This is a genomic window from Streptomyces sp. NPDC055013, from assembly GCF_053608645.1.
On the sequence record NZ_JBSGVW010000003.1, the window covers coordinates 214,840 to 239,272 of the forward strand.

Here is a 24,433-nt window from a genome sequence, read left to right on the forward strand (position 1 = left end):
ATGCGGGTCTTTGATCTCTCCGTCCCGTTACGCTGCCTTGCCTTGCGCTCGGTCCGCGTCGACAGTCCGCATCACGGCTCGGACACGAACCGGACTCGACCATACCGGCCGCCGCCCCGATCACAAGTCCCCCCTTGCTTCCTCACGAATTGGGCGAGGGGACGAACGAGCAATTCCTTCGACTACCGGCTGCTGCGCACCAATTCGTAGGCTTCCCGCAGATCCATCCCTATGTAAGTGCCGGTCGCGAGCCGCCGACCGGATGGCGGTCCGCGTCGAATGGCCCTCCTGACGCACTTCATGGATGCTCGCCGTTCGTCCATGTTTCACGTGAAACACCCAGCGTCCATCGGCGGGCCGTGCGGCGGGCCATGACATGGCCAAAAGCTCGTACGTCTCATCGGAAACGGCTGGACGACCAGGGCAGTAGTCAGACAGCCTGACCTGCGTGCCGACTCCTTCCCTCGCCGCTCTGCCCATCCGCCGTCTGACGCCTCGCGACCTCACCGCCTGCGCCGACTTGTCCGAGGATCGGGGCTGGCCCCGTGAGGAACACAAGTGGCAGTTTCTTCTGACAGCCGGGAAGGGCTACGGGATCGACGACCCCGCCGGCGGGCTTGTCAGCGCCTGCGTCGTCACGGACTACGGACCGCGGGACCGCCCCGATCTGGGGGCCATTGGCATGGTCCTGGTCGCTGAGCGTCATGCGCGCCAGGGCGTCGGGCGTCGGCTCATGCGTCACGTCGTCTCCCTGATGGGCACGACACCCCTGACTCTGCACGCGACGCCGAACGGCCAAGGGCTCTACGAGGAAATCGGCTTCAAGGTCACCGGCCGGGCGGAGATGCTGCGCGGGCACTTCAGGGCCGATGCTGCTGGGCCCTCGGTGGCCACGCGCGCGGCCACCGCCGAGGACCTCAGCGCGATGGTCAGACTCGACGAGGAGGTGTTCGGCACGGATCGCACGCACATCATCACGCGGCTCCCCGCCTTCACCGACCGGTTGCGCGTCGCCGAGGAGAACGGCCGGCTCATCGGATACGCGGGCGCCTGGCCCAACATGGACACACAGGTCGTGGGCCCACTGGTTGCCCGCGACACGGAGACCGCGAAGGCACTCATCGCTTCCCTGGCCACCCACACCGACCGCCCGCTGCGCACCGACATCGACGTACGCCACGAGGAACTGCTCAGCTGGGCGAAGGAGCACGGTCTGGCGTCCGTCGCCTTCAACTCGGTGATGACGTACGGCATCTCGGAGCTGCCCGGCGACTGGACCCGGCGGTTCGCTCCGGTGACGGTGGCGGCGGGCTGAGGTAGTCGGCTGCGAGCCGCGCGCTGAGGCGGTCATGAAACACGCCGGTCCCCGTCGGGAACCGGCGTGTCCTTGTTGGTGGGGATGCCTTGACGGCGTGTCCCGCTGAAGCGGTGTGCCCTCAGGCAAGTGCCTCGATCGCGGCCGTCGCGAACTGGTGGTCCTGCTCGGGCGCACCGCCGCCCACGCCGATCGCGCCGATCAGCCGGCCGTCCCGATGGACCGGCACACCGCCCGCGATGAACAGCAGCGGCCGGTCCAGCGCGGTGGGCAGGGTGTGGAACGGGCCGCCCGGCTGTACGGCCTCGACGAGATCGGCGGTGGGAGCGTTGAGCTGAAGCGCCGTGTAGGCCTTGCGGGTGCTGGTCTCCCCGGAGATCAGCACGGCTCGGTCGTCCCGCCGGAACGCGAGCAGGTGGCCTCCGGCATCGAGGACGGTGACGCTGACGGTCACTCCGGAGGCCTCGGCGGCACGGTGGGCGGTGGCGACGAGGAGGTCGGCGTCCTGGGTCGTCAGGGGCGTGACGGCGCTGGTGGTGCTCATGGGGGGTCTCCTTGATGTGTGGTGCGAAGGTGTGGTGTTGAAGTGCTGGTGTGGGCTGTCACGGGGCCGGATGTGCGGGGGCGGCCCTGACCCCGCACACGGGTCGGCTCAGTGGTGTACGACGGCTTGCTGCTCGGCGGGCTCGGCAGGGGCGGTACTCGTGACGACCGGGCCGGCGGATGCTCCGTCACGGCGCTCCAGCGCGGCCGAGAGGAACGCGAGCAGCAGTGCGGCCGCGGCGAGGGCGGCGCCCACCCAGTTGGGGGACGTGTAGCCGTAGCCGGCCGCGATGACCATGCCGCCGAGCCAGGCGGCGAGGGCGTTGCCTAGGTTGAAGGCGCCGATGTTCACGGCCGAGGCCAGCGTCGGGGCGCCGTGTGCCTGGTCGAGGACCCGCTTCTGGAGCGGGGGCACCGTGGCGAAGCCCAGGGCGCCGATCAGCGCGATGGTGATGGCCGCGAGGACCTTGTTGTGCGCCGTGAGCGTGAAGAGCGCGAGCACGACGGCGAGGGCGCCCAGGGAGACGTACAGCATCGGCATCAGCGCGCGGTCGGCGTACTTGCCACCGATCAGGTTGCCACCGACCATGCCGAGCCCGAAGAGGACCAGCAGCCAGGTGACGGAGCCGTCCGCGAAGCCGCCGACATGGGTCATCATCGGCGCGATGTAGGTGATGGCTGCGAAGACACCGCCGAAGCCGAGGACCGTCATCGCCATGGCGAGCAGGACCTGGGCGTTCTTGAACGCGGCCAGCTCATGGCGCAGGTGTACGCCCTGGGGCTTGGGCATGTCGGGGACGAGCTTGGCGATCCCGGCCAGGCCGACCACCCCGAGGGCGGCGACGATGCCGAAGGTGACCCGCCAGCCGGCGGACTGCCCGACGAACGTGCCCAGCGGGACGCCGACCACATTCGCGACGGTCAGACCGGTGAACATCATCGCGATGGCCCCGGCCTTCTTGTTCGGGGCGACCAGATCGGCCGCGACGACCGAGCCGATGCCGAAGAAGGCACCGTGGGCGAGCGAGGCGACCACACGCCCGATCAGCATGACGGAGAAGCTGGGAGCGAGAGCGGACAGCAGGTTGCCGACGATGAACAGTCCCATCAGCAGCATCAGCATCCGCTTGCGGGAGACCTTGGTGCCGAGCACGGTCATCAGGGGAGCGCCGAGGACCACGCCTAGGGCGTAGCCGGTCACCAGGAGCCCGGCGGTGGGGATGGTGACCCCGAAGTCGCCCGCGACCTCGGGCAGCAAACCCATGATCACGAACTCGGTCGTGCCGATTCCGAAGGCCCCGATCGCGAGGGCCAGAAGCGCGAGAGGCATGAAGGAGTGCACCTTCCAGAAGATTGCAGGAGCGCTTTACGTTTGATGACAATACTTGCAGACGCGTCATACTTGCAAGCGCAGACTATTGCGATCCTGCTCTACTCTGGCTTCAGCCACTCCGGGACGGAGGAAACGCCATGACAGCGACAGACCCCGCGCTCACCGCGCTCGCCCAGGGCTGGTGCGCTCTCTCCCTGCTGCACGGGAGGATCGAGGCGCACATCGAGCGCGCCCTGCAGACCGGGCACGACCTGAGCGTGCGGGAGTACTCCCTGCTCGACGTGCTCAGCCGCCAGCACAGCGGCGAAGGCGGCCACCTGCAGATGAAGCAGGTCGCCGACGCCGTCGTCCTCAGCCAGAGCGCCACCACCCGACTGGTCACCCGGCTCGAGGACCGCGGCCTGCTCTCCCGCTACCTCTGCCCCACCGACCGCCGCGGCATCTACACCGACGTCACCGAAGCAGGCCTCAAGCTTTTGGACGAGGCACGGCCCACCAACGACAAGGCCCTGCGCCAAGCCCTCGACGAAGCCGCGACCAATCCCGAACTGGCCCCCCTCGTCCGGGCCGTCGAGACACTTCGCATCCCCGTCTGAGCCCGCCCGCATAGGGTGCGGGCATGGGAGATCTTGAGATACGAGCCGCCGTCGCCGATGACGTCCCCGCGATCGTCGGCATGCTCGCGGACGACCCGCTCGGTGCACAGCGTGAGTCACCGGACGACCTGGCCCCTTACCTGGACGCCCTGGAGCGGCTCAGTGCCGATTCGAACCAGCACCTGGTCGTCGCCGTCCGTGAAGGCCGCGTCATCGGCACGCTCCAGCTCACGATCATTCCCGGGCTATCCCGGATGGGCGCGACCCGATCCATCATCGAAGGTGTGCGCATCCACGCCGACGAGCGCGGCAGCGGCCTGGGTACGCAGCTCATCGAGTGGGCGGTCGCCGAATCCCGGCGTCAGAACTGCCAGTTGGTACAGCTGACCACCGACAAGTCCCGTACCGACGCCCACCGCTTCTATGAGCGGCTCGGCTTCACGGCCTCGCACTTGGGCTTCAAGATCCAGCTGTGACCATGGCGGAGCGCCTGTTTCACGTGAAACAGGCGCTCACCCGAACCGTCAGACCGTGCCGGTCCCCCGCCACCCGTCCGGATCCACACCGCCCGGCACAGCAGCCCCCTCGTCGTACGGCTGACGCGTGAAGACGAACGACCCGAGGTCCAGGTGGTCCACGGTCCCTTCGGGGCGTCGTACGGCCCTCAGGAGCTCGCCGGCGTAGTAGCCCTCCAGTCCCGTCCATGTGCCGTCACCGTTGGCTCGGAACCGCGAGCGCCGGCCGTTGCCCGACAGAGGCTCCAAGGAGAGCAGCCCGTCAGCCGTCAGCCGCAGCGCGAAGGCGTGTGTCCCCCAGTACCACTGCCCGGCCAGCTCCAGGGACACGGCGTCGGCCTCGGCCATCGGGCGCCACGGCTCGGGGATGCGGGGCTCGGCTTCGGCGACGATCCTGACGAGGTCGGCGGCGACCATGAACAGCAGCGGACCCGACGTGCAGTTGGTCAGCACGATGGCTGCGAGATCGTCCTCCACGCTGACGGTGAGGCAGGCGAGGAAGCCCGGCAGGGAGCCCGAGTGCCCAATGAAGGTCCTGCCGCCATGCTGCCGGGTCTCCAGTCCCAGGCAGTACGCGTACCCATTCGCCACATCCGCCGCCTCCGACGGTGCCGCCGGCGCCCTCATCTCCCGCAGCGACTCGGCGCTCAGCACACGGTCATCGCCCTTGATCAGGAATGCGGCGAAGTTCGCCAAGTCGCCGGTTGTCGACCAGAGTTGACCGGCCGGAGCCATCCGACCGAGGTCTTCGAGAGGCTCGGGAAGCATCACGTCGGCCCAGGGATGGACCGCCCAGCCGCCGGCATGCGGTGCCTGCGGTCGTGCAGTCGTCCGGTTCAGGCCCAGGGGGGCGAGCACTTCGCGCCTGAGTACGTCCTCCCACGGAGCGTCGCGCAGCTTCTCGACCAGAGCGCCCAGCAACGTGTAGCCGGGGTTCGAGTAGTGGAACCGGCGGCCGGATGGATGCAGGAAGGGGTGCTCGCCCAGGACGTCGGCGAGCTCGGGGCGCAGTGATCCAGGGGTCCGCTCCCACCAGGGTCCAGGCGTCTCGGCCGCCAGCCCGCTGGTGTGCGCGAGCAGCTCGGCGATCGTGGCCTCCCCCGCTGCCGTGCCCGGCAGATGCTTCTCCAGCCGGTCCCCGAGGGCCAACAGGCCTTCGTCGCGCAGTCGCAGGACGAGAACGGCGGTCAAGGTCTTGGTGATGGAGCCAATGCGGTACTGCACGTTCTCGTCCGGCCCGTGCCCGTCCACCGAGGTTCGCGAGCCGTGCCACACCGCCCGACCGTCCCGTACGACCGCAGCGACCAACGAGGGCGTGCGTCCTTCGGCCTGGGCCACTGCGATGCGGTGCAGCAGCGCTCGACGCGTGGCAGGGAGCAGATCTTCAGGAGGTGTCGTCATGGCTCCAGTCCACCCCGTCGGCCAACGGGAGTCGAGCGCATAACCTCGAAGTTCACCATCCCCGCGTGCGGGCCCCGATCAGGTCTGCGCCATGTCCACGAATCGTGAGTAGTGCCCCTGGAAGGCGACCGTGATCGTCGCCGTCGGGCCGTTACGGTGCTTGCCCACGATGATGTCCGCCTCGCCCGCGCGGGGCGACTCCTTCTCGTAGGCGTCCTCACGGTGCAGCAGGATCACCATGTCGGCGTCCTGCTCGATGGAGCCGGACTCACGCAGGTCGGACACCATCGGCTTCTTGTCCGTGCGCTGCTCGGGGCCACGGTTGAGCTGCGAGAGCGCGATCACCGGGACCTCCAGCTCCTTGGCCAGGAGCTTGAGGTTACGGGACATGTCCGAGACCTCCTGCTGACGGCTCTCGGAACGCTTCGAACCACCGGCCTGCATCAGCTGCAGATAGTCGATGATCACGAGCTTGATGTCGTTGCGCTGCTTCAGGCGACGGCACTTCGCACGGATCTCCATCATCGACAGGTTCGGGGAGTCGTCGATGTAGAGCGGTGCCGCCGAGACCTCGGGCATCCGCCGCGCCAGGCGGGTCCAGTCCTCGTCCGTCATCGTGCCGGAACGCATGTGGTGCAGCGCCACGCGCGCCTCGGCCGACAACAGACGCATCGCGATCTCGTTGCGCCCCATTTCCAGGGAGAAGATGACGCTGGCCAGGTTGTGCTTGATCGACGCCGCGCGCGCGAAGTCCAGCGCGAGCGTGGACTTACCCATCGCGGGACGCGCCGCGATGACGACCATCTGCCCCGGGTGCAGGCCGTTGGTGAGCGAGTCGAGGTCCGTGAACCCGGTGGGCACACCCGTCATCTCGCCGGTACGGGAGCCGATGGCCTCGATCTCGTCGAGCGCGCCCTCCATGATGTCGCCGAGCGGCAGATAGTCCTCGCTGGTCCGTTGCTCGGTGACCGCGTAGATCTCGGCCTGGGCGCGGTTGACGATCTCATCGACGTCGTCGTCGGCCGCGTATCCCATCTGCGTGATGCGGGTGCCGGCCTCGACCAGGCGACGCAGAACGGCTCGCTCGTGAACGATCTCCGCGTAGTACTCGGCGTTCGCCGCCGTCGGTACCGTCTGGACGAGGGTGTGGAGATAGGAGGCGCCCCCGACCTTGTTGATCTCGCCGCGCTTGGTGAGCTCGGCGGCGATGGTGATGGGGTCGGCCGGCTCACCCTTGGCATAAACGTCCAGGATCGCCTGGAAGATCGTCTCGTGGGCGGGCTTGTAGAAGTCGTGGCCCTTGATGACCTCGACGACATCGGCGATGGCGTCCTTGGACAGGAGCATGCCGCCGAGGACGGACTGCTCGGCGTCGAGGTCCTGTGGCGGCACCCGCTCGAAGGCCGAACCACCACCGTCCCACTGACCGTTGTCACGGCCGCGATCGTGCTGCTCGTCACGTCCTCGGCCGCCGTCGCCCTGTCGGCGGGAAGCAGGCAGACGATCACTGGGGCCGCTGTCGGCCCACGGGTCGTCCAAGGGCTCGGAAATGCTCACCGAGCAGCCTCCTCCCGTCCGCCGAGCGGACCTCGCCGTGCCCCTCTGTTCTACGGCACGGCACTGACAAATGAGAGGCCCAACTCCGGTCCTGGCACGTCGGTTGTACGGCGGTTTCCCGGGCCGACGGACGGAGTGGGCGCCGGACCACGGTAGGCCTGCAGGCACCGTCAGCCAATCTGGTTATCCACAGGCCATGTGGACGACGGCCCGGATGCTGTGGAGAACTCCACAAAACCTGTGCACGACACGGTGGACAGCCCTGTGAACAAGCCCCCACGAATTCTCGATCAGCGGCTCTGACCTGCCACTTTCCCGTCCACCGGCTGTGCAGAAGAAAAACTTCCCCAGTCGGACCAAGATCGCTTCGAACGGTGCGCGAGAGCACACACCACGAGATGGCAAGTAAGGGTCAGTGGGACATTGCATCTCTTACCTGTGGACGATTAGATTGGTGGCCATGACACAGGCTCCCGCGACCCCCAAGGCCGCCCGGCGACAGCACGACCGAGAGATCGTCGCACTGGCCGTCCCGGCCTTCGGCGCACTCGTCGCCGAGCCCCTCTTCGTCATCGCCGACAGCGCGATCGTCGGCCATCTCGGCACAGCACAGCTCGCCGGGCTCGGGGTCGCCTCCGCCCTCCTCATGACGGCCGTCAGCGTCTTCGTCTTCCTCGCCTACGCCACCACAGCGGCCGTTGCCCGACGCGTCGGCGCCGGCGACCTCCAAGCCGCCATCCGCCAGGGCATGGACGGTATCTGGCTGGCCCTCCTCCTCGGCGCCGCCGTCATCGCGGTCGTCCTGCCCACGGCACCGTTTCTCGTGGAACTCTTCGGTGCCTCGGACACAGCGGCCCCGTACGCAACCATCTATCTACGGATCTCGGCACTCGGCATCCCGGCCATGCTCGTCGTACTTGCCGCCACCGGCGTTCTCCGCGGACTCCAGAACACCAGGACTCCTCTCTACGTCGCTGGCGCCGGCTTCATCGCCAATGCCGTCCTGAACGTCGGTCTGGTCTACGGCGCCCACCTCGGTATCGCGGGCTCCGCCTGGGGCACGGTCATCGCTCAGTGGGGCATGGCCGCGGTCTATCTCATCGTCGTGGTCCGCGGGGCTCGCGAGCACGGCGCCTCGCTGCACCCCGACGCGGCCGGCATAAGGGCCTCCGCACAAGCAGGAGTGCCGCTGCTGGTCCGCACCCTCTCACTGCGGGCCATCCTGATGATTGCGACGGCCGTCGCGGCCCGCCTCGGCGACGCGGACATCGCTGCGCACCAGATCATCCTGTCGCTGTGGAGCCTGCTCGCCTTCGCCCTGGACGCCATCGCCATAGCCGGGCAGGCAATCATCGGGCGGTACCTCGGGGCCGACGACGCCGAGGGCGCCCGGGCCGTCTGCCGCCGCATGGTGGAGTGGGGCATCGCAGCAGGCGTCGTCCTCGGACTACTCGTGGTGATCGCCCGGCCGCTCTTCCTGCCGTTGTTCACCAGCGACACGGCCGTCCACAACACAGCCCTGCCCGCCCTGCTCGTAGTGGCGCTCTCCCAGCCGATCTGCGGCGTCGTCTTCGTCTTGGACGGCGTCCTGATGGGAGCAGGCGACGGCCCCTACCTCGCCTGGGCCATGGTGCTCACCCTGGCGGTATTCACTCCGGTAGCGCTGCTCATCCTCGCGGTCGGCGGTGGCCTCACCGCAGTCTGGGCAGCCATGACACTGATGATGTCGGTGCGCATGCTGACGCTCTGGACACGCACCCGCTCCGGCCGCTGGCTCGTCACGGGCGCGACGCGCTGAATGCGACGCACTGAATGTTTCACGTGAAACACGCTGTTTCACGTGAAACGGGCTCGATCTGACCCACTGCACAGATGAGGGGCCGTACCCAGCGGGCACGGCCCCTCATTTCAGCTGTTCAAGCCGAGCGCAGCAATCAGGCCGCGACAACCTCGATGTTGACCTTGGCGGCAACCTCGGGGTGCAGACGCACGGACGTCTCGTGAGCGCCCAGGGTCTTGATCGGCGCACCGAGCTCAATGCGGCGCTTGTCGACCTCGGGACCACCGGAAGCCTTGATCGCGGAAGCGATGTCGGCCGGGGTGACGGAACCGAAGAGACGACCGGCGTCGCCGGAGCGAACGGCCAGACGGACCTTGACGGCCTCGAGCTGGCCCTTGATCTGGTTGGCCTGCTCGATGGTCTGGATCTCGTGGATCTTGCGAGCACGACGGATCTGCTCGACGTCCTTCTCGCCGCCCTTGGTCCAGCGGATAGCGAACTTCCGCGGGATCAGGTAGTTGCGAGCGTAACCGTCCTTGACGTCGACGACGTCGCCCGCGGCACCGAGGCCAGAGACCTCGTGGGTGAGGATGATCTTCATGTTTCGGTCACCCTTCCCTTATCGCGCGGTGGAGGTGTAGGGCAGCAGCGCCATCTCACGGCTGTTCTTCACGGCCGTGGCGACGTCACGCTGGTGCTGCGTGCAGTTGCCGGTCACGCGGCGGGCACGGATCTTGCCGCGGTCGGAAATGAACTTCCGCAGCATGTTCGTGTCCTTGTAGTCCACGTACGTGACCTTGTCCTTGCAGAATGCGCAGACCTTCTTCTTCGGCTTGCGCACAGGCGGCTTCGCCATGATGTTTCTCCTGTGTGATCAAGAAGTGTGGGTACGACCCACCCTCGGCCCGGGGGCCTAGAAGGGGGGTTCGTCCGAGTAGCCGCCGCCCTGCTGGCCGCCGCCGGAGTTTCCACCCCAGCCGCCACCACCACCGCCGCCGCCCTGGTTGCCACCGGCGGGAGCGCCGGTCGCCCACGGGTCGTCGGCGGGAGCACCGCCGCCCTGCTGGCCGCCGCCGGAGCCACCGCCCCAGCCGCCGCCACCCTGGCCGCCACCGCCGCCGTAACCACCCTGGCCACCGCGAGCGCCACCGGAGGTCTTGGTGACCTTGGCCGTAGCGCTGCGCAGGCTGGCGCCGACTTCCTCGACGTCCAGTTCGTAGACCGTGCGCTTGACGCCCTCGCGGTCCTCGTAGGACCGCTGCTTCAGCCGGCCCTGCACGATGACGCGCATGCCTCGCTGGAGCGACTCCGCGACGTTCTCCGCCGCCTGACGCCAGACCGAGCAGGTCAGGAACAGGCTCTCGCCGTCCTTCCACTCGTTCGTCTGGCGGTCGAAGGTGCGGGGAGTGGACGCGACACGGAACTTCGCGACCGCCGCACCGGAGGGGGTGAAGCGCAGCTCGGGGTCATCGACAAGATTGCCGACGACCGTGATGACGGTCTCGCCTGCCATGGGGGAACCTCTCGGCGGGTTTGCTGCTCTGGCTGCTTGGTTGCTGCTACTCGAATCCCGAGATCAGCTGAGCGGGAGAGCTCAGTGGGTCTCGGGGCGGAGGACCTTGGTCCGGAGGACCGACTCGTTCAGGTTCATCTGGCGGTCGAGCTCCTTGACGACCGCAGGCTCGGCCTGCAGGTCGATGACCGAGTAGATGCCCTCGGGCTTCTTCTTGATCTCGTACGAGAGACGACGACGGCCCCAGGTGTCGACCTTCTCGACCTTGCCGTTGCCCTCACGGACGACGGAGAGGAAGTTCTCGATCAGGGGGGCGACAGCGCGCTCCTCCAGATCGGGGTCGAGGATGACCATCACCTCGTAGTGACGCATGTGGAACCCACCTCCTTCGGACTCAGCGGCCACGGTCGTTCCGTGGCAGGAGGGTTGTGATGCGTACGCAACGGTATCGGCCGCCACTGACAATCGGGGTGACCTCACGGTCGCCCCGAGCTGGCCCGGGCAGACACCGGTGCAGACGGTACACAGTACCCGCACACCCGCTTCCGGTTGAAATCCGGCCGCCCTGGTCCACAATCTGTACACATCGGGTGTGTATGGCGCTACGATGCGCCGCCTTCCGCAGGAGGTGCCCTATGGCACAGGCAATGCGACCCAACACCGTCGGAGGCCTCTTCGCCACGGACGGAAAGTCCCATCCCATCCAGGACACCCTGCTCGTGGTGACCCTGGTGCTCGGCATCACGTCGTTCATCACGGCCCAGTTCCACTTCTTGCACCTGCTCAGCTCCTGGACCGGTCTGGTGGGCATCCTCGCGGGTGCTTACGGCCAGTGGATCTCGGAGACGACCCGTGAGCGCTTCGGCCTGATCGTGGGTCTCGGCGCCTCCGGAGTCGGCTTCTTCCTCGGCATGGCACACGGCGGGCTCTTCGGCGGCTTCTGACGCCTGCACGCACGCGCCCCTCGCGCCGGTCACGGAGACCGACCTCCGAACACCGGCACAACAGGGCATAGAACACCCTCGAACGCCCCGGCGGCCTCAAGGCCGGGGCGAAGCTGCCGTACGCCCAGTCAGGGCGCTCGCAAGGCGCAGTAGGCTTCGGCGCGAGAGCCGGAGCCCCTGAACCCATGGGGACACCCCAGCCCGAGGAGCGCCCCGAATGAGCCTGACCCTGAGGACGATCAGTCGCGAGCAGCATCTGGCATACATCCAGAGCCTGCCGTCGGCGAGCCACATGCAGGTCCCGGCCTGGGCAGACGTCAAGGCGGAGTGGCGCTCGGAGAGCCTCGGGTGGTTCGACAGGTCCGGCGAACTCGTGGGTGCGGGCCTCGTCCTCTACCGGCAGCTGCCCAAGATCAAGCGCTATCTCGCCTATCTGCCCGAGGGCCCGGTCATCAACTGGTTCACGCCGAATCTGACCGACTGGCTGGAACCGATGCTCGCGCATCTGAAGAACCAGGGCGCCTTCTCAGTGAAGATGGGCCCTCCGGTGATCATCAGGCGCTGGGAGGCCACCTCCATCAAGGCGGGCATCCAGAACCCGGACGTGAAGCGACTGCGTGACATCGAGGCCGACTTTATCGAGCCGCGCGCCTTCGAGGTCGCCGACAAGCTCCGCCGCATGGGCTGGCAGCAGGGCGAGGACGGCGGGGCCGGCTTCGGTGACGTACAGCCCCGCTACGTCTACCAGGTGCCGCTGGCCAACCGATCCCTGGAAGAGGTCCACAAGAACTTCAACCAGCTGTGGCGACGCAACATCAAGAAGGCCGAGAAGGCCGGCGTCGAGGTCGTCCAGGGCGGTTACCACGACCTTGAGGAGTGGCAGCGCCTGTACGAGATCACGGCCGTGCGCGACCACTTCCGCCCGCGCCCGCTGTCGTACTTCCAGCGCATGTGGACGGCGCTCAACACCGAGGACCCCAACCGCATGCGGCTGTACTTCGCCCGTCACAACGGTGTGAACCTGTCGGCGGCGACGATGCTGATCGTCGGCGGGCACGTCTGGTACTCCTACGGCGCCTCCGACAACATCGGCCGTGAGGTCCGGCCCTCGAACGCGATGCAGTGGCGGATGCTGCGCGACGCCTACGCGCTCGGCGCGACCGTCTACGACCTGCGCGGCATCTCCGACTCCCTGGACGAGACCGACCACCTCTTCGGCCTGATCCAGTTCAAGGTGGGCACCGGCGGCCAGGCCGCCGAGTACCTCGGCGAGTGGGACTTCCCGCTCAACAAGCTGCTTCACAAGGCGCTCGACATCTACATGTCGCGTCGCTGACCTTGCGCTCTCTGCTTCGATACCGTCAACAGCTGCACCGTCGATAGCTTCCATACCTCTGATACACCGCAGCCACGAGAAAGGTTCCAGGTCCGGCCATGGCGCTCACGCTCTACGTCGACACCGCGCGCTGGCGGGCGCACCACAAGCACGTGCAGGAGCAGTTCCCGGGACTCGTCCCGGTCTGCAAGGGCAACGGCTACGGGTTCGGGCACGAGCGGCTGGCGGAGGAGGCCACTCGACTGGGCTCGGACGTCCTCGCGATCGGCACGACGTACGAGGCCGCGCGCATCAAGGACTGGTTCGGCGGTGACCTGCTGGTTCTGACGCCGTACCGGCGCGGCGAGGAGCCGGTGCCGCTGCCCGACCGGGTCATCCGCTCGGTGTCGTCCGTGGACGGCGTGTACGGCCTCGTGGGTGCCCGTGTCGTCATCGAGGTGATGTCCTCGATGAAGCGGCACGGCGTCAGCGAGCACGACCTGCCGCAGCTGCACGCCGCCATAGAGAACGTCCGGCTCGAGGGCTTCGCCATCCACCTGCCGCTGGACCGCACCGACGGCTCCGACGCCGTCGAGGAGGTCATCGGCTGGATGGACCGGCTGCGCGCGGCCCGGCTGCCGCTGCACACGATGTTCGTCAGCCACCTCAAGGCCGGGGAACTGGCCCGCCTGCAGCAGCAGTTCCCGCAGACCCGCTTCCGCGCCCGCATCGGCACCCGGCTGTGGCTGGGGGACCACGACGCCACCGAGTACCGCGGCGCGGTCCTGGACGTCACCCGCGTCTCCAAGGGCGACCGCTTCGGCTACCGGCAGCAGAAGGCGGCCTCGGACGGCTTCCTGGTGGTCGTTGCGGGCGGTACGTCGCACGGGGTGGGCCTGGAGGCCCCCAAGGCACTGCACGGCGTCATGCCGCGCGCCAAGGGCGTCGCCCGGGCCGGGCTCGCCACGGTCAACCGGAACCTCGCTCCCTTCGTGTGGGGCGGCAAGCAGCGCTGGTTCGCGGAGCCGCCGCACATGCAGGTGTCGATCCTGTTCGTGCCCTCGGACGCGCCCGAGCCGAAGGTCGGGGACGAGCTGGTTGCCCATCTCCGGCACACCACCACGCAGTTCGACCGGATCGTGGACCGCTGACCTGCCGCACTCGGCACACGCTCGGCAACGCCGTAACAGCGAAAGGCCGTACACGGACTCTCCCGTGTACGGCCTTTCGCACGTTCGGCCAGTGCGGCTCTCCGCCTGTCCGGCCTTTCCCGTGCGCTTCCTACGCCGTGTTCGCTCAGAGCGAACCGCCGGCCGCCCCCCGGCTGCCCCACTCCACCGGCGGCCCCTCGAAGTGGGCCGCATGCCGCGGGGGATGGGCTGCTTGGCCGAGCACGAACACGTCCTCCGCCCCGTCGAGGACGCCCCCCGACGGGTCGTCGTCGCCTGCCCGGCGCACCGGGTCCCGCTCCGGCATGAGGATGTCCCGCACGATCACGGCGCACATGTACAGCGTCCCCAGCAGGTGCACGCCGATGGCCCAGTGGTAGCCGTCGGGCGGCAGTCCCTTGTGGGCGTCCCCGCTGGTCGTGTACGCGAGGTAGAGCCAGATCCCGAGGAAGTACGCCACCTCGCAGGCCTGCCAGATGAGGAAGTCCCGCCACCTCGGCCGGGCCAGCACCGCCAGAGGCACCAGCCACAGGACGTACTGCGGCGAGTAGACCTTGTTGGTGAGGATGAACGCCGCGACGATCAGGAAGGCCAGCTGGGCGAAGCGCGGACGGCGCGGTGCGGTCAGCGTGAGCGCGGCGACGCCGGCACAGCACAGCAGCATCAGCAGCGTGGCGAGCGTGTTGACGGTCTCGGTGCTCAGCGGGTCACTGGAGTTCTGGGCCAGGATCAGCCAGAAGGAACCGAAGTCCACGCCTCGTTCCTGGCTGAACCGGTAGAACTGCGACCAGCCGTCCCAGGCGAGGAGCATCACCGGAAGGTTCACGACCAGCCAGGCCACCGCCGTGCCGCCCAGCGCCTTCCCGAAGTCCCGCCACTTGCCCGCGCGCCAGCACAGGACGAACAGCGGGCCGAGCAGGAAGACGGGATAGAGCTTCGCGGCCGTGGCGAGCCCCAGCAGGACGCCGAAGGCGAGCGCGCGGCCACGTGACCACATCAGCATCGCCGCGGCCGTCAGAGCGACGGCCAGCAGGTCCCAGTTGATGGTCGCGGTCAGTGCGACAGCAGGCGCCAGAGCGACCAGCAGGCCGTCCCAGGGACGCCTGGCGTGCGTGCGGGTCACACAGACGGCGATGACGGCCGCGCAGACCATCAGCATCCCGGCGTTGACCATCCAGTACCACTGCTCCTGGTCCTGGATGCTGCCGCTGCCCGTCGTGAGCCAGGAGGCGACTTCCATGAACACACCGGTCAGCACCGGGTATTCGAGGTACTCCATGTCGCCGGGAAGCTTGTCGAAGTACGGCACCAGCCCGTCGGCGAAACCGCGCCCCTGGAACAGGTGCGGGATGTCGGAGTAGCAGGCATGCGTGTACTGCGAGCTGGCGCCGAAGAACCAGGCGCCGTTGTAGCAAGGTGCCTTCTGGACCAGCCCGAGGGCGAACATGCCGATCGCCACGAGCACGATGATCCGCACCGGAGTCCACCAGGACGTACCGAGCAGGGCCCGCCGTCCGATGGGGCCACCGATCAGCTCACTCCCGTTGGCGGCGACCTCGTCCTCTCTGGTCGGCCGCACCAGGTCCGGCTCGTGAGCGCTTGTGGGCGTCGTCTCTGCACTGGGCATGGGCACATCCTGCCGTACGTGTCTGAGAACGGTGCGAGGGGCGACGGGGATGAGGCCGCTGAGTGTTTCACGTGAAACCGACGTTTCACGTGAAACAGGCCCTCGGCCCGAGCCACCCGCGCGCGCCCGCTCATAACGAAGGCCGGTGGCCGGCACCCTTTGCGTGGATGCCGGCCGCCGGCCTTCTGGCGTCATACGAGCCCGTCAGCCTGACGGTCCGCCGAAGATGCCTCCGTTGCCATTGCCATTGCCGTTGCTGTTGCCGTCCGTCTCGGTTTCCGTGGGCGTCGGTGTGGAGGTCACGCCGCCGTCCGTGCCGCCGTTGTCCGAGCCTCCGACGTCGTTGCACTGGAAGCCGAAGCAGGTCTCGGTCGGCGTAGGCGACGGCGAGATCAGCGACTCACTGGGCGTCGGGCTCGGAGTCGGGCTGGCTTCCTCGGTCTCGCTGGGCGTAGGACTGGGCGTCGGCGTGGGGATGTCGTTGACGACCTGACCGATGGGCGTCGGCACCGGGAACGGTGTCGGGGTGGTGCCCTTCAGCGCCTGCTCCATGTAGTCGTGCCAGATCTCGGCCGGGAACGAAGCACCGTGGATCTTCTCCTGACCACCCGTTCCGAACATCTTCAGGAACTCGCGGTTCTGGTTCTTCTCGTTGTCGTCCAGCCTGAACATCGCGATCGACGTCGACAGCTGCGGGGTGTAGCCCACGAACCAGGCCGACCGGTTGCCGTCCGTGGTACCCGTCTTGCCGGCCACCTGACGGTCGCTGAGCTGTGCGCTGGTACCCGTGCCCTTGTCGACCACCGTCTTCAGGACGTCCGTGACGTTGTCGGCGACCTCCGGGGTGAAGGCCTCCTTGGTCAGGGTCTCGTGGGAGAAGACCTCGCCGTCCTTGTCCGTCACCTTCTTGACGGAGTAGGGATCACGCTGCTTTCCGCTGGAAGCGAAGGTGGCGTAGGCGCCCGCCATGCGGATCGCGCTGGGCTGAGAGGTACCGATGGAGAAGGACGGGTAGTCCGTACCGGTCAGGCTGTTCTCCAGGACGCCGGCGTCCTCGGCCGCCTCCTTCACCTTGTCCAGCCCGATGTCCATGCCGAGCTGCACGAAGGCGGAGTTCACCGAGTTCCTCATCGCCTCACGGAGGTCGATCCGGTAGGCGGGAGGGGTGCCGTACGACTCATCGCCGTCGTTGACCTGGTTCCACTCCTCACCCTTCTCGTTCCGCCAGATCTCGCCCTTGTAGTCCTTGATCTTGAGCTTGTTCTTGCCGCTGTACAGGCTCTTCGGCGACACCTGGGTGCGCTCGTCCTGAGCCTGCTCCCCTTCGAGGTCCGGGTTCCGCACGCCCCACTTCATCGCGGCCGCGAGCACGAACGGCTTGAACGTCGAACCGACCTGGGCGCCGGTGACGTCGGCGTTGTTGGTGAAGTGCTTGGTCGCGTCCGTACCGCCGTAGATGGCCTTGATGGCACCGGTCGCCGGATCCACCGATGCCCCGCCGAACTGGACGTGGGTGTCCGTCTTCGGACGCTCCTCGGGCTTGATGTTCGCCTTCTGGACCTTCTTCACCGCGTTCTCGAGTTCCTTGACCTTCTTCTTGTCGAAGGTCGTCTGGATCGAGAGGCCGCCCGCTCGCAGTTTCTGCTCGGTGATGTTGGTCGTCTTGCTGTTGTTGACCAGGTAGCCGTTGGCGAGATCTACGAGGTAGCCGATCTGGCCGCTCAGCGCGGAGTTGAAGCGCGGGTTCTTCCATTCGGGCAGCTTGGTGTACTTGGCGCGCACCTCAGGGCTCAGATGCCCGTACTGGACCATCTTGTCGAGAGTGTCCTGCATCTGAATCAGGGCACGCTTCTGATTGGCCTTGGGGTTGGCCGCCGGGTCGATGGACTGCGAACCCGCGGGGTCGTAGTACGTGGCGCCCTTGAGCGTGGCCGCCAGGAAGGCGCACTCGCCCTCGTTCAGCTTGATGGCGTCCTTGTTGAAGTACGCGCGGGCGGCCGCCTGGATCCCGTAGGCGTTGCGCCCGTAGTAGGCGGAGTTCAGGTAGCCGGCCATGATGTCGTCCTTCGACACCGTGGTACCCACCTTGACCGAGATGAAGATCTCCTTGAACTTCCGCGAGAGTGTCTGAGACTGGTCGCCCAGCCTCGCGTTCTTCACGTACTGCTGGGTGATCGTGGAACCACCCTGGGTCTCGCCACCGGTGGCCATGTTGAACACGGCGCGGGCGATGCCCTTCGGGTCGATGCCACTGTCGCTTTTGAAGGTCTTGTTCTCCTGCGAGATCACGGCATTCTGCATTGCCTTGGGAATCTGCGAGAGATTGATGATCTGCCGGTTGGTCTCGCCACCGGTGGAGACCATCTCGCTGCCGTCAGCCCAGTAGTAGACGTTGTTCTGCGCCGTGGCGGTCTCGTCGACCTTGGGGACGCCCACCATGGCGTAACCGATACCGGCCACAGCCACCAGGCTCCCGAGGAATCCGATGAAGAGGCCCGTCACGAGGCGCCAAGACGGCACCCAGCGCGCGACGCCGTACTTGCCGGCCCGCGGATAGTCGACGAACCGCTTCTTTCCAGGGGGAGCGGCGCGCCCGCGGCCCCGTCCGGGACCGGTGGCGCCGCCGGGAGCGGCGCGGCGGCCTGCCCGGGCCGGCTCGGCCGCTCTGCGGCGGCCACCGCTGCTTCTCTGGGCCGCGCGTCGTGCCTCGGCACGCCCGCCGTACGGACGTTCTTCGCCTTCCGAACCGCTGAAACCCGACCCGTACGAGTCGGAAGGAGATCCGGTGGCGCCTCGCGGTGCCGCTCGGCGGCCGGAGGACGAGCCGGACTGGCCGCGTCGGGCCGCGGCACGTCCGCCTTCCTGCGGCTGCGGCGGTTTGCGACGGTGCTCGCTCATCGAACGACTACTCCTCGGGCAGGCGCACCCCTGCGCGCCTGACAACGGCGGCTGATTTCCGGTCCCCCCGAAGTACGGATGTGGTCGGTTCTGCATTCACCCGTACTGCACCAAGGACAACGACGCCCTCAGGTGTCACGCGGTTCCCGGTGCTGTGCATGGCGCACAGACTACGCACCGTCAAAGCCCGCCTAGTTCCGAACTTCACCCCAAATCAGGCAACTCGCTCCACATGAATCGTTGATGTGATCCCGTTCACCGTTCCCCCACTTGTCGCGCCCGGAAGGCCGTTCTATCGTCTAGATGTATCGAGTCGATACATCAGCGCGAGATATGACGAGGAGGCGAGGGGATGAGCCGACGGTCCGGGATCCTCGAGTTCGCCGTCCTCGGACTGCTCCGCGAGTCCCCGATGCACGGCTACGAGCTGCGCAAACGACTCAATACGTCACTGGGCGTGTTCCGTGCGTTCAGCTACGGCACGCTCTACCCCTGCCTCAAGACGCTGGTCGCCAACGGCTGGTTGATCGAGGAACCGGGGCACACCGCCGAGGACGCCCTGGCCGCACCACTTGCGGGGCGTCGCGCAAAAATCGTCTACCGGTTGACGGCGGAAGGTAAGGAGCACTTCGAGGAACTGCTCTCGCAGACCGGCCCCGACGCGTACGAGGACGAGCACTTCGCTGCCCGATTTGCCTTCTTCGGACGTACACCGCAGGACGTGCGCATGCGCGTGCTGGAGGGCCGACGCAGCCGGCTGGAGGAGCGTCTGGAGAAGATGCACGCCTCCCTGTCACGCACGCGGGAGCGCCTCGACGACTACACGCTTGAGCTCCAGCGCCACGGGATGGAGTCCGTGGAGCGCGAAGTGCGCTGGCTGAACGAGCTCATCGAGAGCGAGCGGGCCGGGCGGGACCTGAAGGGTTCCGCTGCCGGGGGGTCCGCTCAGCAGGACACCACACATGGAGAGCCGGGCGATCTGCCCCGTCCCGGGGGCACCCCCAGGACGGATTCGCCCGGCGACACCGCCACGTGAGAGCTCAGTCAGGGCCTCACTCGTACACACAGGGAGCAACCGGAATGGGTTCGGTTCGCGTAGCCGTCGTCGGCGTGGGCAACTGTGCCGCGTCGCTGGTTCAGGGAGTCGAGTACTACAAGGACGCCGACCCGGCGTCCAAGGTCCCCGGCCTGATGCACGTGCAGTTCGGCGAGTACCACGTCCGTGACGTCGAGTTCGTCGCCGCCTTCGATGTCGACGCGAAGAAGGTCGGCCTCGACCTCGCGGACGCCATCGGCGCCAGTGAGAACAACACCATCAAGATCTGCGACGTGCCCCGCACCGGCGTGACCGTCCAGCGCGGCCACACCCTCGACGGTCTCGGCAAGTACTACCGCGAGACCATCGAGGAGTCCGCCGACGCCCCGGTCGACGTCGTCCAGGTCCTCAAGGACAAGCAGGTCGACGTCCTCGTCTGCTACCTGCCCGTCGGCTCCGAGGACGCGGCGAAGTTCTACGCCCAGTGCGCCATCGACGCCAAGGTCGCCTTCGTCAACGCCCTGCCGGTCTTCATCGCCGGTACGAAGGAGTGGGCGGACAAGTTCACCGAGGCGGGCGTCCCGATCGTCGGCGACGACATCAAGTCCCAGGTCGGCGCCACCATCACGCACCGCGTCATGGCGAAGCTGTTCGAGGACCGCGGCGTCGTCCTGGACCGCACGATGCAGCTGAACGTCGGCGGCAACATGGACTTCAAGAACATGCTCGAGCGGGAGCGCCTGGAGTCCAAGAAGATCTCCAAGACGCAGGCCGTCACCTCGCAGATCCCCGACCGTGAGCTCGGCGAGAAGAACGTCCACATCGGCCCGTCGGACTACGTGGCGTGGCTCGACGACCGCAAGTGGGCCTACGTCCGCCTCGAGGGCCGCGCCTTCGGTGACGTCCCGCTGAACCTGGAGTACAAGCTCGAGGTCTGGGACTCCCCGAACTCCGCCGGCGTCATCATCGACGCCCTGCGCGCCGCGAAGATCGCCAAGGACCGCGGCATCGGCGGCCCGATCCTCTCGGCGTCGAGCTACTTCATGAAGTCCCCGCCGGTGCAGTACTTCGACGACGTGGCCCGCGAGAACGTCGAGAAGTTCATCAAGGGCGAGGTCGAGCGCTAAGCACCGCGGCGCCGCAGTTGAACGCTCCTGCCAGAGCTGCCGAGGGTCCCCGGGTTGTACCGCCCGGGGACCCTCCCCGTATGTGAGGCTGTGCCCCATGTCCGTCGTACGCGACCTGCGGGTCCTGCTGCGCTTCGGGAACTTCCGGCGCCTGCTCGTCGTACGCCTGCTCTCGCAGGGCGCCGACGGCGTCTTTCAGACCGCGCTCGCCACGTACGTCGTCTTCTCCCCGGAGAAACAGACGTCAGCCACCGCGATCGCCTCCGCGATGGCCGTCCTGCTCCTGCCGTACTCCCTGGTAGGCCCCTTCTCCGGCGCCCTCCTCGACCGCTGGCGCCGTCGCCAGGTCCTTCTGTACGGCAGCCTGCTGCGCACCGTACTGGCCTCGGCGACGGCCCTGCTGATCATCACCGACGTCCCGGACTGGCTCTTCTACGTCTCCGCCCTGTGCGTTACCGCCGTCAACCGCTTCGTCCTGTCCGGCCTGTCCGCCGCGCTGCCACGCGTGGTCGACGAAGAGCGCCTCGTGATTGCCAACTCCCTTTCCCCGACCGCCGGAACGCTCGCCGCGACCGCGGGTGCCGGTCTGGCCTTCGTCGTACGGCTGGTGGCCTGGGACTCCGACGCGGCCGTGGTGCTCCTGGGCGCTGCCCTGTACCTGTGCGCTGGACTGGCGGCACTACGCATGTCACGGGAACTGCTTGGCCCCGATCGCGAGTTGGTGCAGCCACGCATAGCTACGGCTCTGGCCGGTACCGCGCAGGACCTGGCCGCGGGCGTCCGTCATCTCGCCACTCCGCCGCGCCGGGAAGCGGTCTGGGCCCTGCTCACGATGACCCTGATGCGCTTCTGCTACGGCGCCCTGCTGGTCATGCTGCTGATGCTGTGCAGGTACGCCTTCTCGTCGAATGCGGATGACGGACTTGCCCTGCTGGGGCTGGCATTGGGGTTCTCCGGTGCCGGCTTCTTCGCGGCGGCCTTGGTAACCCCCTGGGCGGCGGGGCGGTTGGGGCCCGGCCGCTGGATCGCCGTGTGCGCGGGAGTCGCCGCAATCCTGGTGCCCACGCTCGGCCTGCCCTTCGCCGCAACTCCCATGCTCGTCGCGGCTTTCGTCCTCGGCCTGACGACGCAGGGGGCGAAGATCGCAACCGACACGATCGTGCAAGCCTCGGTCGAGGACGGCTTCCGTGGCCGGATCTTCTCCGTTTACGACGTGCTGTTCAACGTCGCGTTCGTCGGTGCGGCCGGAGTGGCTGCCCTGGTACTGCCGCCGGACGGCCGCTCGGCGGCGCTCGTGGTCGCAGTCGCCGTTGTCTACGCGGCAGTTGCGGTGGCTATGGCCCGCTTTGAACACCGCTCTGTGTCACATCAATGACACAGAGTCCCCCGCGGCTACGGGACTGTCAGTGGCGGCCGGTAACTTACGTGCGTCTTATATCGCGCATGGTTCGCGCCACGCACCCATGTTTCCAGGGGGACCCAAGTGACAACTCCGCCGCCCACAGGCAACCCGTTCGCCCAGGGCCAGAACCCGTACGCCCAGGGGCAGCAGCCCTCCGGCCAGCCTCAGGGCCAGGCGCCGTATCCGCCCCAGGGCGGCTACCCGCAGCAGCCTGGGCAGCCGGGGTTCCCTCCGCAGGGCGCGGCGCCGTATGCGCCGGTTCCGCCGCAGCAGCCCGGCCGCCGGTTCAGCTTCAAGGCGATCAAGAACATCGCTGCCGTCGTCATCGTCGGCATCATGCTCATCGTCGGCTACATAATCAGCCTGGATGACGCCGAGAACGCCGCGGTGGGCGACTGCCTGAAGTCAGCCTCCTCCTCGTCGTCCTCCAACGACCGCATGGAGGTCGTGGACTGCACGTCCTCGGAGGCCGAGGCCAAGGTGCTCAAGAAGATCGACGGCACCTACACCTCGCTCACCGCCGAGACGGAGTGCCGCAAGGTCAGCGGCGCCACCAGCTTCTACGCCCAGACCGGCGACGGCGACAACTTCCTGCTGTGCCTGTCGGACGTCTGATCTGACCTCTCCACGTACTGAGGGGCGGTGTTTCACGTGAAACACCGCCCCTCAGTACGTGCTGCTCTTCTTGCAGCCGGGTCATGTTTCACGTGAAACATGACCCGGCTGCACAGCCTCAGCCTTGCTCGGTCCACCACTCCTTGAGTGCAGCAACGGCATCGTCGTGCCCCATCGGCCCGTTCTCCAGCCTCAGTTCCAGCATGTGCTTGTACGCGTGGCCGATGACCGGACCGGGGCCGACACCAAGGATCTCCATGATCTGGTTGCCGTCGAGGTCGGGGCGGATGGAGTCCAGTTCCTCCTGCTCCTGGAGTTGAGCGATCCGCTCCTCCAGGCCGTCGTAGGCACGGGACAGTGCAGCCGCCTTGCGCTTGTTCCGCGTGGTGCAGTCCGAGCGGGTCAGCTTGTGGAGGCGGTCCAGGAGCGGACCGGAGTCACGGACATAGCGGCGGACAGCGGAGTCCGTCCACTCGCCGGTGCCGTAGCCGTGGAAGCGCAGGTGGAGTTCGACCAGACGTGAGACGTCCTTCACGAGCTCGTTGGAGTACTTCAACGCCGTCATGCGCTTCTTCGTCATCTTCGCGCCGACCACTTCGTGGTGGTGGAACGAGACCCTGCCGTCCTTCTCGAAGCGACGCGTGCGGGGCTTGCCGATGTCGTGCAGCAGCGCGGCCAGGCGGAGGGTCAGGTCGGGACCGTTCTCCTCCAGCGCCATTGCCTGCTCCAGGACGATCAGCGTGTGCTCGTACACGTCCTTGTGACGGTGGTGCTCGTCACTCTCCAGCCGCAGGGCCGGCAGCTCGGGCAGCACATGGTCGGAAAGCCCGGTGTCCACCAGGAGCCTCAGCCCCTTGCGCGGGTGAGCGGACAGGATCAGCTTGTTCAGCTCGTCCCGCACCCGCTCCGCCGAGACGATCTCGATCCGCCCGGACATCTCCTGCATGGCCGTGACGACCTCGGGAGCGACCTCGAAGTCGAGCTGCGCCGCGAAACGCGCCGCCCGCATCATGCGCAGCGGGTCGTCCGAGAAGGACGCCTCGGGAGTGCCCGGCGTGCGCAGCACCCGCTCCGCGAGATCCTCCAGACCCCCGTGCGGATCGACGAACTCCTTCTCCGGAAGCGCGACGGCCATGGCGTTCACGGTGAAGTCACGCCGGACGAGGTCCTCCTCGATCGAGTCGCCGTACGACACCTCCGGCTTGCGGGAGGTCCGGTCGTAAGCCTCCGATCGGTAGGTGGTCACCTCGATCTGGTAGCCGTCCTTCTGTGCCCCGACCGTGCCGAAAGCGATACCGACCTCCCACACGGCATCCGCCCATGGCCGCACGATCTTCAATACGTCCTCGGGACGGGCGTCGGTCGTGAAGTCCAGGTCGTTGCCGAGCCGGCCGAGCAGCGCGTCCCGGACCGATCCGCCGACCAGGGCGAGTGAGAACCCGGCCTCCTGGAATCGGCGGGCAAGATCATCGGCGACAGGGGCAACCCGCAACAGTTCACTGACCGCGCGGTGCTGCGCCTGGCTCAGGGCGCTGGGCTTTTCTTCGTTGGCGTTCGGCACAACAAAAGAGGGTACGTGGCCGGGCCGACCGTGAGCGCCCCATTAACCCGCATCCCGGGGGCCGCAGACAGCTCCGCCGATACGCGCACAAGAGCTGCCCTTGTGACCTACGAAACGCTCCTCTTTATACGGGCACATACGGGACAGACCGACAGGTGTGAACCGATCTTGTGGAGGAGACCGCGG

Annotated in this window: 22 protein-coding genes; 11 read left to right on the plus strand and 11 right to left on the minus strand. The window is 67.4% G+C overall.

Annotated elements, in window-relative coordinates:
* The first annotated feature begins 448 nt into the window (after positions 1-448).
* On the plus strand, positions 449-1,315 hold the full coding sequence (locus ACWGDB_RS05660; RefSeq protein ID WP_453821233.1) for a GNAT family N-acetyltransferase: 867 nt from the start codon (positions 449-451) through the stop codon (positions 1,313-1,315).
* Between the two features lie 121 nt (positions 1,316-1,436).
* Here ACWGDB_RS05660 and ACWGDB_RS05665 read toward each other — a convergent pair whose 3' ends face one another.
* Positions 1,437-1,859, minus strand: coding sequence for a GlcG/HbpS family heme-binding protein (locus tag ACWGDB_RS05665; protein WP_453821234.1), 423 nt, complete (start codon positions 1,857-1,859; stop codon positions 1,437-1,439).
* Positions 1,860-1,967: 108 nt separating this feature from the next.
* On the minus strand, positions 1,968-3,188 hold the full coding sequence (locus ACWGDB_RS05670) for an MFS transporter (protein WP_453821235.1): 1,221 nt from the start codon (positions 3,186-3,188) through the stop codon (positions 1,968-1,970).
* 140 nt (positions 3,189-3,328) lie between these two features.
* Between ACWGDB_RS05670 and ACWGDB_RS05675 the strand changes: the two genes are divergently transcribed.
* Positions 3,329-3,787, plus strand: a complete 459-nt coding sequence (locus tag ACWGDB_RS05675) for a MarR family winged helix-turn-helix transcriptional regulator (RefSeq protein ID WP_453820295.1) — start codon at positions 3,329-3,331, stop codon at positions 3,785-3,787.
* Positions 3,788-3,810: 23 nt separating this feature from the next.
* Positions 3,811-4,263 (plus strand): N-acetyltransferase family protein, encoded by a 453-nt coding sequence (locus ACWGDB_RS05680; RefSeq protein ID WP_453821236.1) that lies wholly within the window; start codon positions 3,811-3,813, stop codon positions 4,261-4,263.
* Positions 4,264-4,311: 48 nt separating this feature from the next.
* Here the strand turns inward: ACWGDB_RS05680 and ACWGDB_RS05685 are convergent, their stop codons facing one another.
* Complete coding sequence (locus ACWGDB_RS05685) at positions 4,312-5,703, minus strand: serine hydrolase domain-containing protein (RefSeq protein ID WP_453821237.1); 1,392 nt, start codon at positions 5,701-5,703, stop codon at positions 4,312-4,314.
* Positions 5,704-5,781: 78 nt separating this feature from the next.
* Positions 5,782-7,260 carry a replicative DNA helicase gene (gene dnaB, locus ACWGDB_RS05690; protein WP_369272149.1) on the minus strand — a complete coding sequence of 493 codons (1,479 nt, stop codon included), beginning with the start codon at positions 7,258-7,260 and terminating at the stop codon, positions 5,782-5,784.
* A gap of 460 nt (positions 7,261-7,720) precedes the next feature.
* Here dnaB and ACWGDB_RS05695 point away from each other — a divergent pair, with 460 nt between their 5' ends.
* Entirely contained in the window at positions 7,721-9,058 is a 1,338-nt protein-coding gene (locus tag ACWGDB_RS05695) for an MATE family efflux transporter (RefSeq protein ID WP_453821238.1), read from the plus strand.
* A 136-nt stretch (positions 9,059-9,194) separates the two neighbouring features.
* Here the strand turns inward: ACWGDB_RS05695 and rplI are convergent, their stop codons facing one another.
* The 4 genes from rplI to rpsF all read right to left on the minus strand — a co-directional run bounded on the left by rplI (position 9,195) and on the right by rpsF (position 10,925).
* The gene (gene rplI / locus ACWGDB_RS05700) at positions 9,195-9,641 is read right to left on the minus strand and encodes a 50S ribosomal protein L9 (protein WP_391233494.1); all 447 of its coding nucleotides are present in this window, start codon (positions 9,639-9,641) and stop codon (positions 9,195-9,197) included.
* 18 nt (positions 9,642-9,659) lie between these two features.
* Positions 9,660-9,896, minus strand: coding sequence for a 30S ribosomal protein S18 (rpsR, locus tag ACWGDB_RS05705; protein ID WP_003949403.1), 237 nt, complete (start codon positions 9,894-9,896; stop codon positions 9,660-9,662).
* Between the two features lie 57 nt (positions 9,897-9,953).
* Entirely contained in the window at positions 9,954-10,553 is a 600-nt protein-coding gene (locus ACWGDB_RS05710; RefSeq protein WP_453821239.1) for a single-stranded DNA-binding protein, read from the minus strand.
* Positions 10,554-10,634: 81 nt separating this feature from the next.
* A complete protein-coding gene (rpsF, locus tag ACWGDB_RS05715) occupies positions 10,635-10,925 on the minus strand; it encodes a 30S ribosomal protein S6 (RefSeq protein WP_005482942.1) in 291 nt (96 codons plus the stop codon).
* Between the two features lie 263 nt (positions 10,926-11,188).
* Between rpsF and ACWGDB_RS05720 the strand changes: the two genes are divergently transcribed.
* The 3 genes from ACWGDB_RS05720 to ACWGDB_RS05730 all read left to right on the plus strand — a co-directional run bounded on the left by ACWGDB_RS05720 (position 11,189) and on the right by ACWGDB_RS05730 (position 13,963).
* Positions 11,189-11,497 (plus strand): hypothetical protein, encoded by a 309-nt coding sequence (locus ACWGDB_RS05720; protein WP_406200257.1) that lies wholly within the window; start codon positions 11,189-11,191, stop codon positions 11,495-11,497.
* 217 nt (positions 11,498-11,714) lie between these two features.
* Positions 11,715-12,833, plus strand: coding sequence for a peptidoglycan bridge formation glycyltransferase FemX (gene femX, locus ACWGDB_RS05725; protein ID WP_383608264.1), 1,119 nt, complete (start codon positions 11,715-11,717; stop codon positions 12,831-12,833).
* A gap of 98 nt (positions 12,834-12,931) precedes the next feature.
* A complete protein-coding gene (locus ACWGDB_RS05730) occupies positions 12,932-13,963 on the plus strand; it encodes an alanine racemase (RefSeq protein WP_453821240.1) in 1,032 nt (343 codons plus the stop codon).
* 145 nt (positions 13,964-14,108) lie between these two features.
* Here the strand turns inward: ACWGDB_RS05730 and ACWGDB_RS05735 are convergent, their stop codons facing one another.
* The gene (locus tag ACWGDB_RS05735) at positions 14,109-15,608 is read right to left on the minus strand and encodes a glycosyltransferase family 87 protein (RefSeq protein ID WP_453821241.1); all 1,500 of its coding nucleotides are present in this window, start codon (positions 15,606-15,608) and stop codon (positions 14,109-14,111) included.
* A 204-nt stretch (positions 15,609-15,812) separates the two neighbouring features.
* The gene (locus tag ACWGDB_RS05740) at positions 15,813-18,506 is read right to left on the minus strand and encodes a transglycosylase domain-containing protein (protein ID WP_453821242.1); all 2,694 of its coding nucleotides are present in this window, start codon (positions 18,504-18,506) and stop codon (positions 15,813-15,815) included.
* Positions 18,507-18,858: 352 nt separating this feature from the next.
* On the opposite strand from ACWGDB_RS05740, the gene ACWGDB_RS05745 reads away from it, so the two are divergent.
* The 4 genes from ACWGDB_RS05745 to ACWGDB_RS05760 all read left to right on the plus strand — a co-directional run bounded on the left by ACWGDB_RS05745 (position 18,859) and on the right by ACWGDB_RS05760 (position 22,686).
* Entirely contained in the window at positions 18,859-19,542 is a 684-nt protein-coding gene (locus ACWGDB_RS05745) for a PadR family transcriptional regulator (RefSeq protein ID WP_453821243.1), read from the plus strand.
* Positions 19,543-19,586: 44 nt separating this feature from the next.
* Complete coding sequence (locus ACWGDB_RS05750) at positions 19,587-20,669, plus strand: inositol-3-phosphate synthase (protein ID WP_383608274.1); 1,083 nt, start codon at positions 19,587-19,589, stop codon at positions 20,667-20,669.
* A 97-nt stretch (positions 20,670-20,766) separates the two neighbouring features.
* Positions 20,767-22,044, plus strand: coding sequence for an MFS transporter (locus ACWGDB_RS05755; protein ID WP_453821244.1), 1,278 nt, complete (start codon positions 20,767-20,769; stop codon positions 22,042-22,044).
* A gap of 108 nt (positions 22,045-22,152) precedes the next feature.
* The gene (locus tag ACWGDB_RS05760) at positions 22,153-22,686 is read left to right on the plus strand and encodes an LppU/SCO3897 family protein (RefSeq protein ID WP_383628864.1); all 534 of its coding nucleotides are present in this window, start codon (positions 22,153-22,155) and stop codon (positions 22,684-22,686) included.
* Between the two features lie 118 nt (positions 22,687-22,804).
* Here the strand turns inward: ACWGDB_RS05760 and ACWGDB_RS05765 are convergent, their stop codons facing one another.
* Positions 22,805-24,247, minus strand: coding sequence for a CCA tRNA nucleotidyltransferase (locus ACWGDB_RS05765; RefSeq protein WP_453821245.1), 1,443 nt, complete (start codon positions 24,245-24,247; stop codon positions 22,805-22,807).
* Between the last annotated feature and the right edge of the window lie 186 nt (positions 24,248-24,433).

Bases quoted from the DNA above. Each gene is read 5' to 3' on its own strand.
- rpsF (WP_005482942.1), bottom strand. From the start codon at position 10,925: ATGCGTCACTACGAGGTGATGGTCATCCTCGACCCCGATCTGGAGGAG.
- rpsR (WP_003949403.1), bottom strand. From the start codon at position 9,896: ATGGCGAAGCCGCCTGTGCGCAAGCCGAAGAAGAAGGTCTGCGCATTC.
- rplI (WP_391233494.1), bottom strand. From the start codon at position 9,641: ATGAAGATCATCCTCACCCACGAGGTCTCTGGCCTCGGTGCCGCGGGC.
- ACWGDB_RS05670 (WP_453821235.1), bottom strand. From the start codon at position 3,188: ATGCCTCTCGCGCTTCTGGCCCTCGCGATCGGGGCCTTCGGAATCGGC.
- femX (WP_383608264.1), top strand. From the start codon at position 11,715: ATGAGCCTGACCCTGAGGACGATCAGTCGCGAGCAGCATCTGGCATAC.
- ACWGDB_RS05730 (WP_453821240.1), top strand. From the start codon at position 12,932: ATGGCGCTCACGCTCTACGTCGACACCGCGCGCTGGCGGGCGCACCAC.
- ACWGDB_RS05745 (WP_453821243.1), top strand. From the start codon at position 18,859: ATGAGCCGACGGTCCGGGATCCTCGAGTTCGCCGTCCTCGGACTGCTC.
- ACWGDB_RS05685 (WP_453821237.1), bottom strand. From the start codon at position 5,703: ATGACGACACCTCCTGAAGATCTGCTCCCTGCCACGCGTCGAGCGCTG.
- ACWGDB_RS05740 (WP_453821242.1), bottom strand. From the start codon at position 18,506: ATGAGCGAGCACCGTCGCAAACCGCCGCAGCCGCAGGAAGGCGGACGT.
- ACWGDB_RS05680 (WP_453821236.1), top strand. From the start codon at position 3,811: ATGGGAGATCTTGAGATACGAGCCGCCGTCGCCGATGACGTCCCCGCG.
- ACWGDB_RS05665 (WP_453821234.1), bottom strand. From the start codon at position 1,859: ATGAGCACCACCAGCGCCGTCACGCCCCTGACGACCCAGGACGCCGAC.
- ACWGDB_RS05750 (WP_383608274.1), top strand. From the start codon at position 19,587: ATGGGTTCGGTTCGCGTAGCCGTCGTCGGCGTGGGCAACTGTGCCGCG.
- ACWGDB_RS05675 (WP_453820295.1), top strand. From the start codon at position 3,329: ATGACAGCGACAGACCCCGCGCTCACCGCGCTCGCCCAGGGCTGGTGC.
- ACWGDB_RS05755 (WP_453821244.1), top strand. From the start codon at position 20,767: ATGTCCGTCGTACGCGACCTGCGGGTCCTGCTGCGCTTCGGGAACTTC.
- ACWGDB_RS05720 (WP_406200257.1), top strand. From the start codon at position 11,189: ATGGCACAGGCAATGCGACCCAACACCGTCGGAGGCCTCTTCGCCACG.
- ACWGDB_RS05735 (WP_453821241.1), bottom strand. From the start codon at position 15,608: ATGCCCAGTGCAGAGACGACGCCCACAAGCGCTCACGAGCCGGACCTG.
- ACWGDB_RS05710 (WP_453821239.1), bottom strand. From the start codon at position 10,553: ATGGCAGGCGAGACCGTCATCACGGTCGTCGGCAATCTTGTCGATGAC.
- ACWGDB_RS05695 (WP_453821238.1), top strand. From the start codon at position 7,721: ATGACACAGGCTCCCGCGACCCCCAAGGCCGCCCGGCGACAGCACGAC.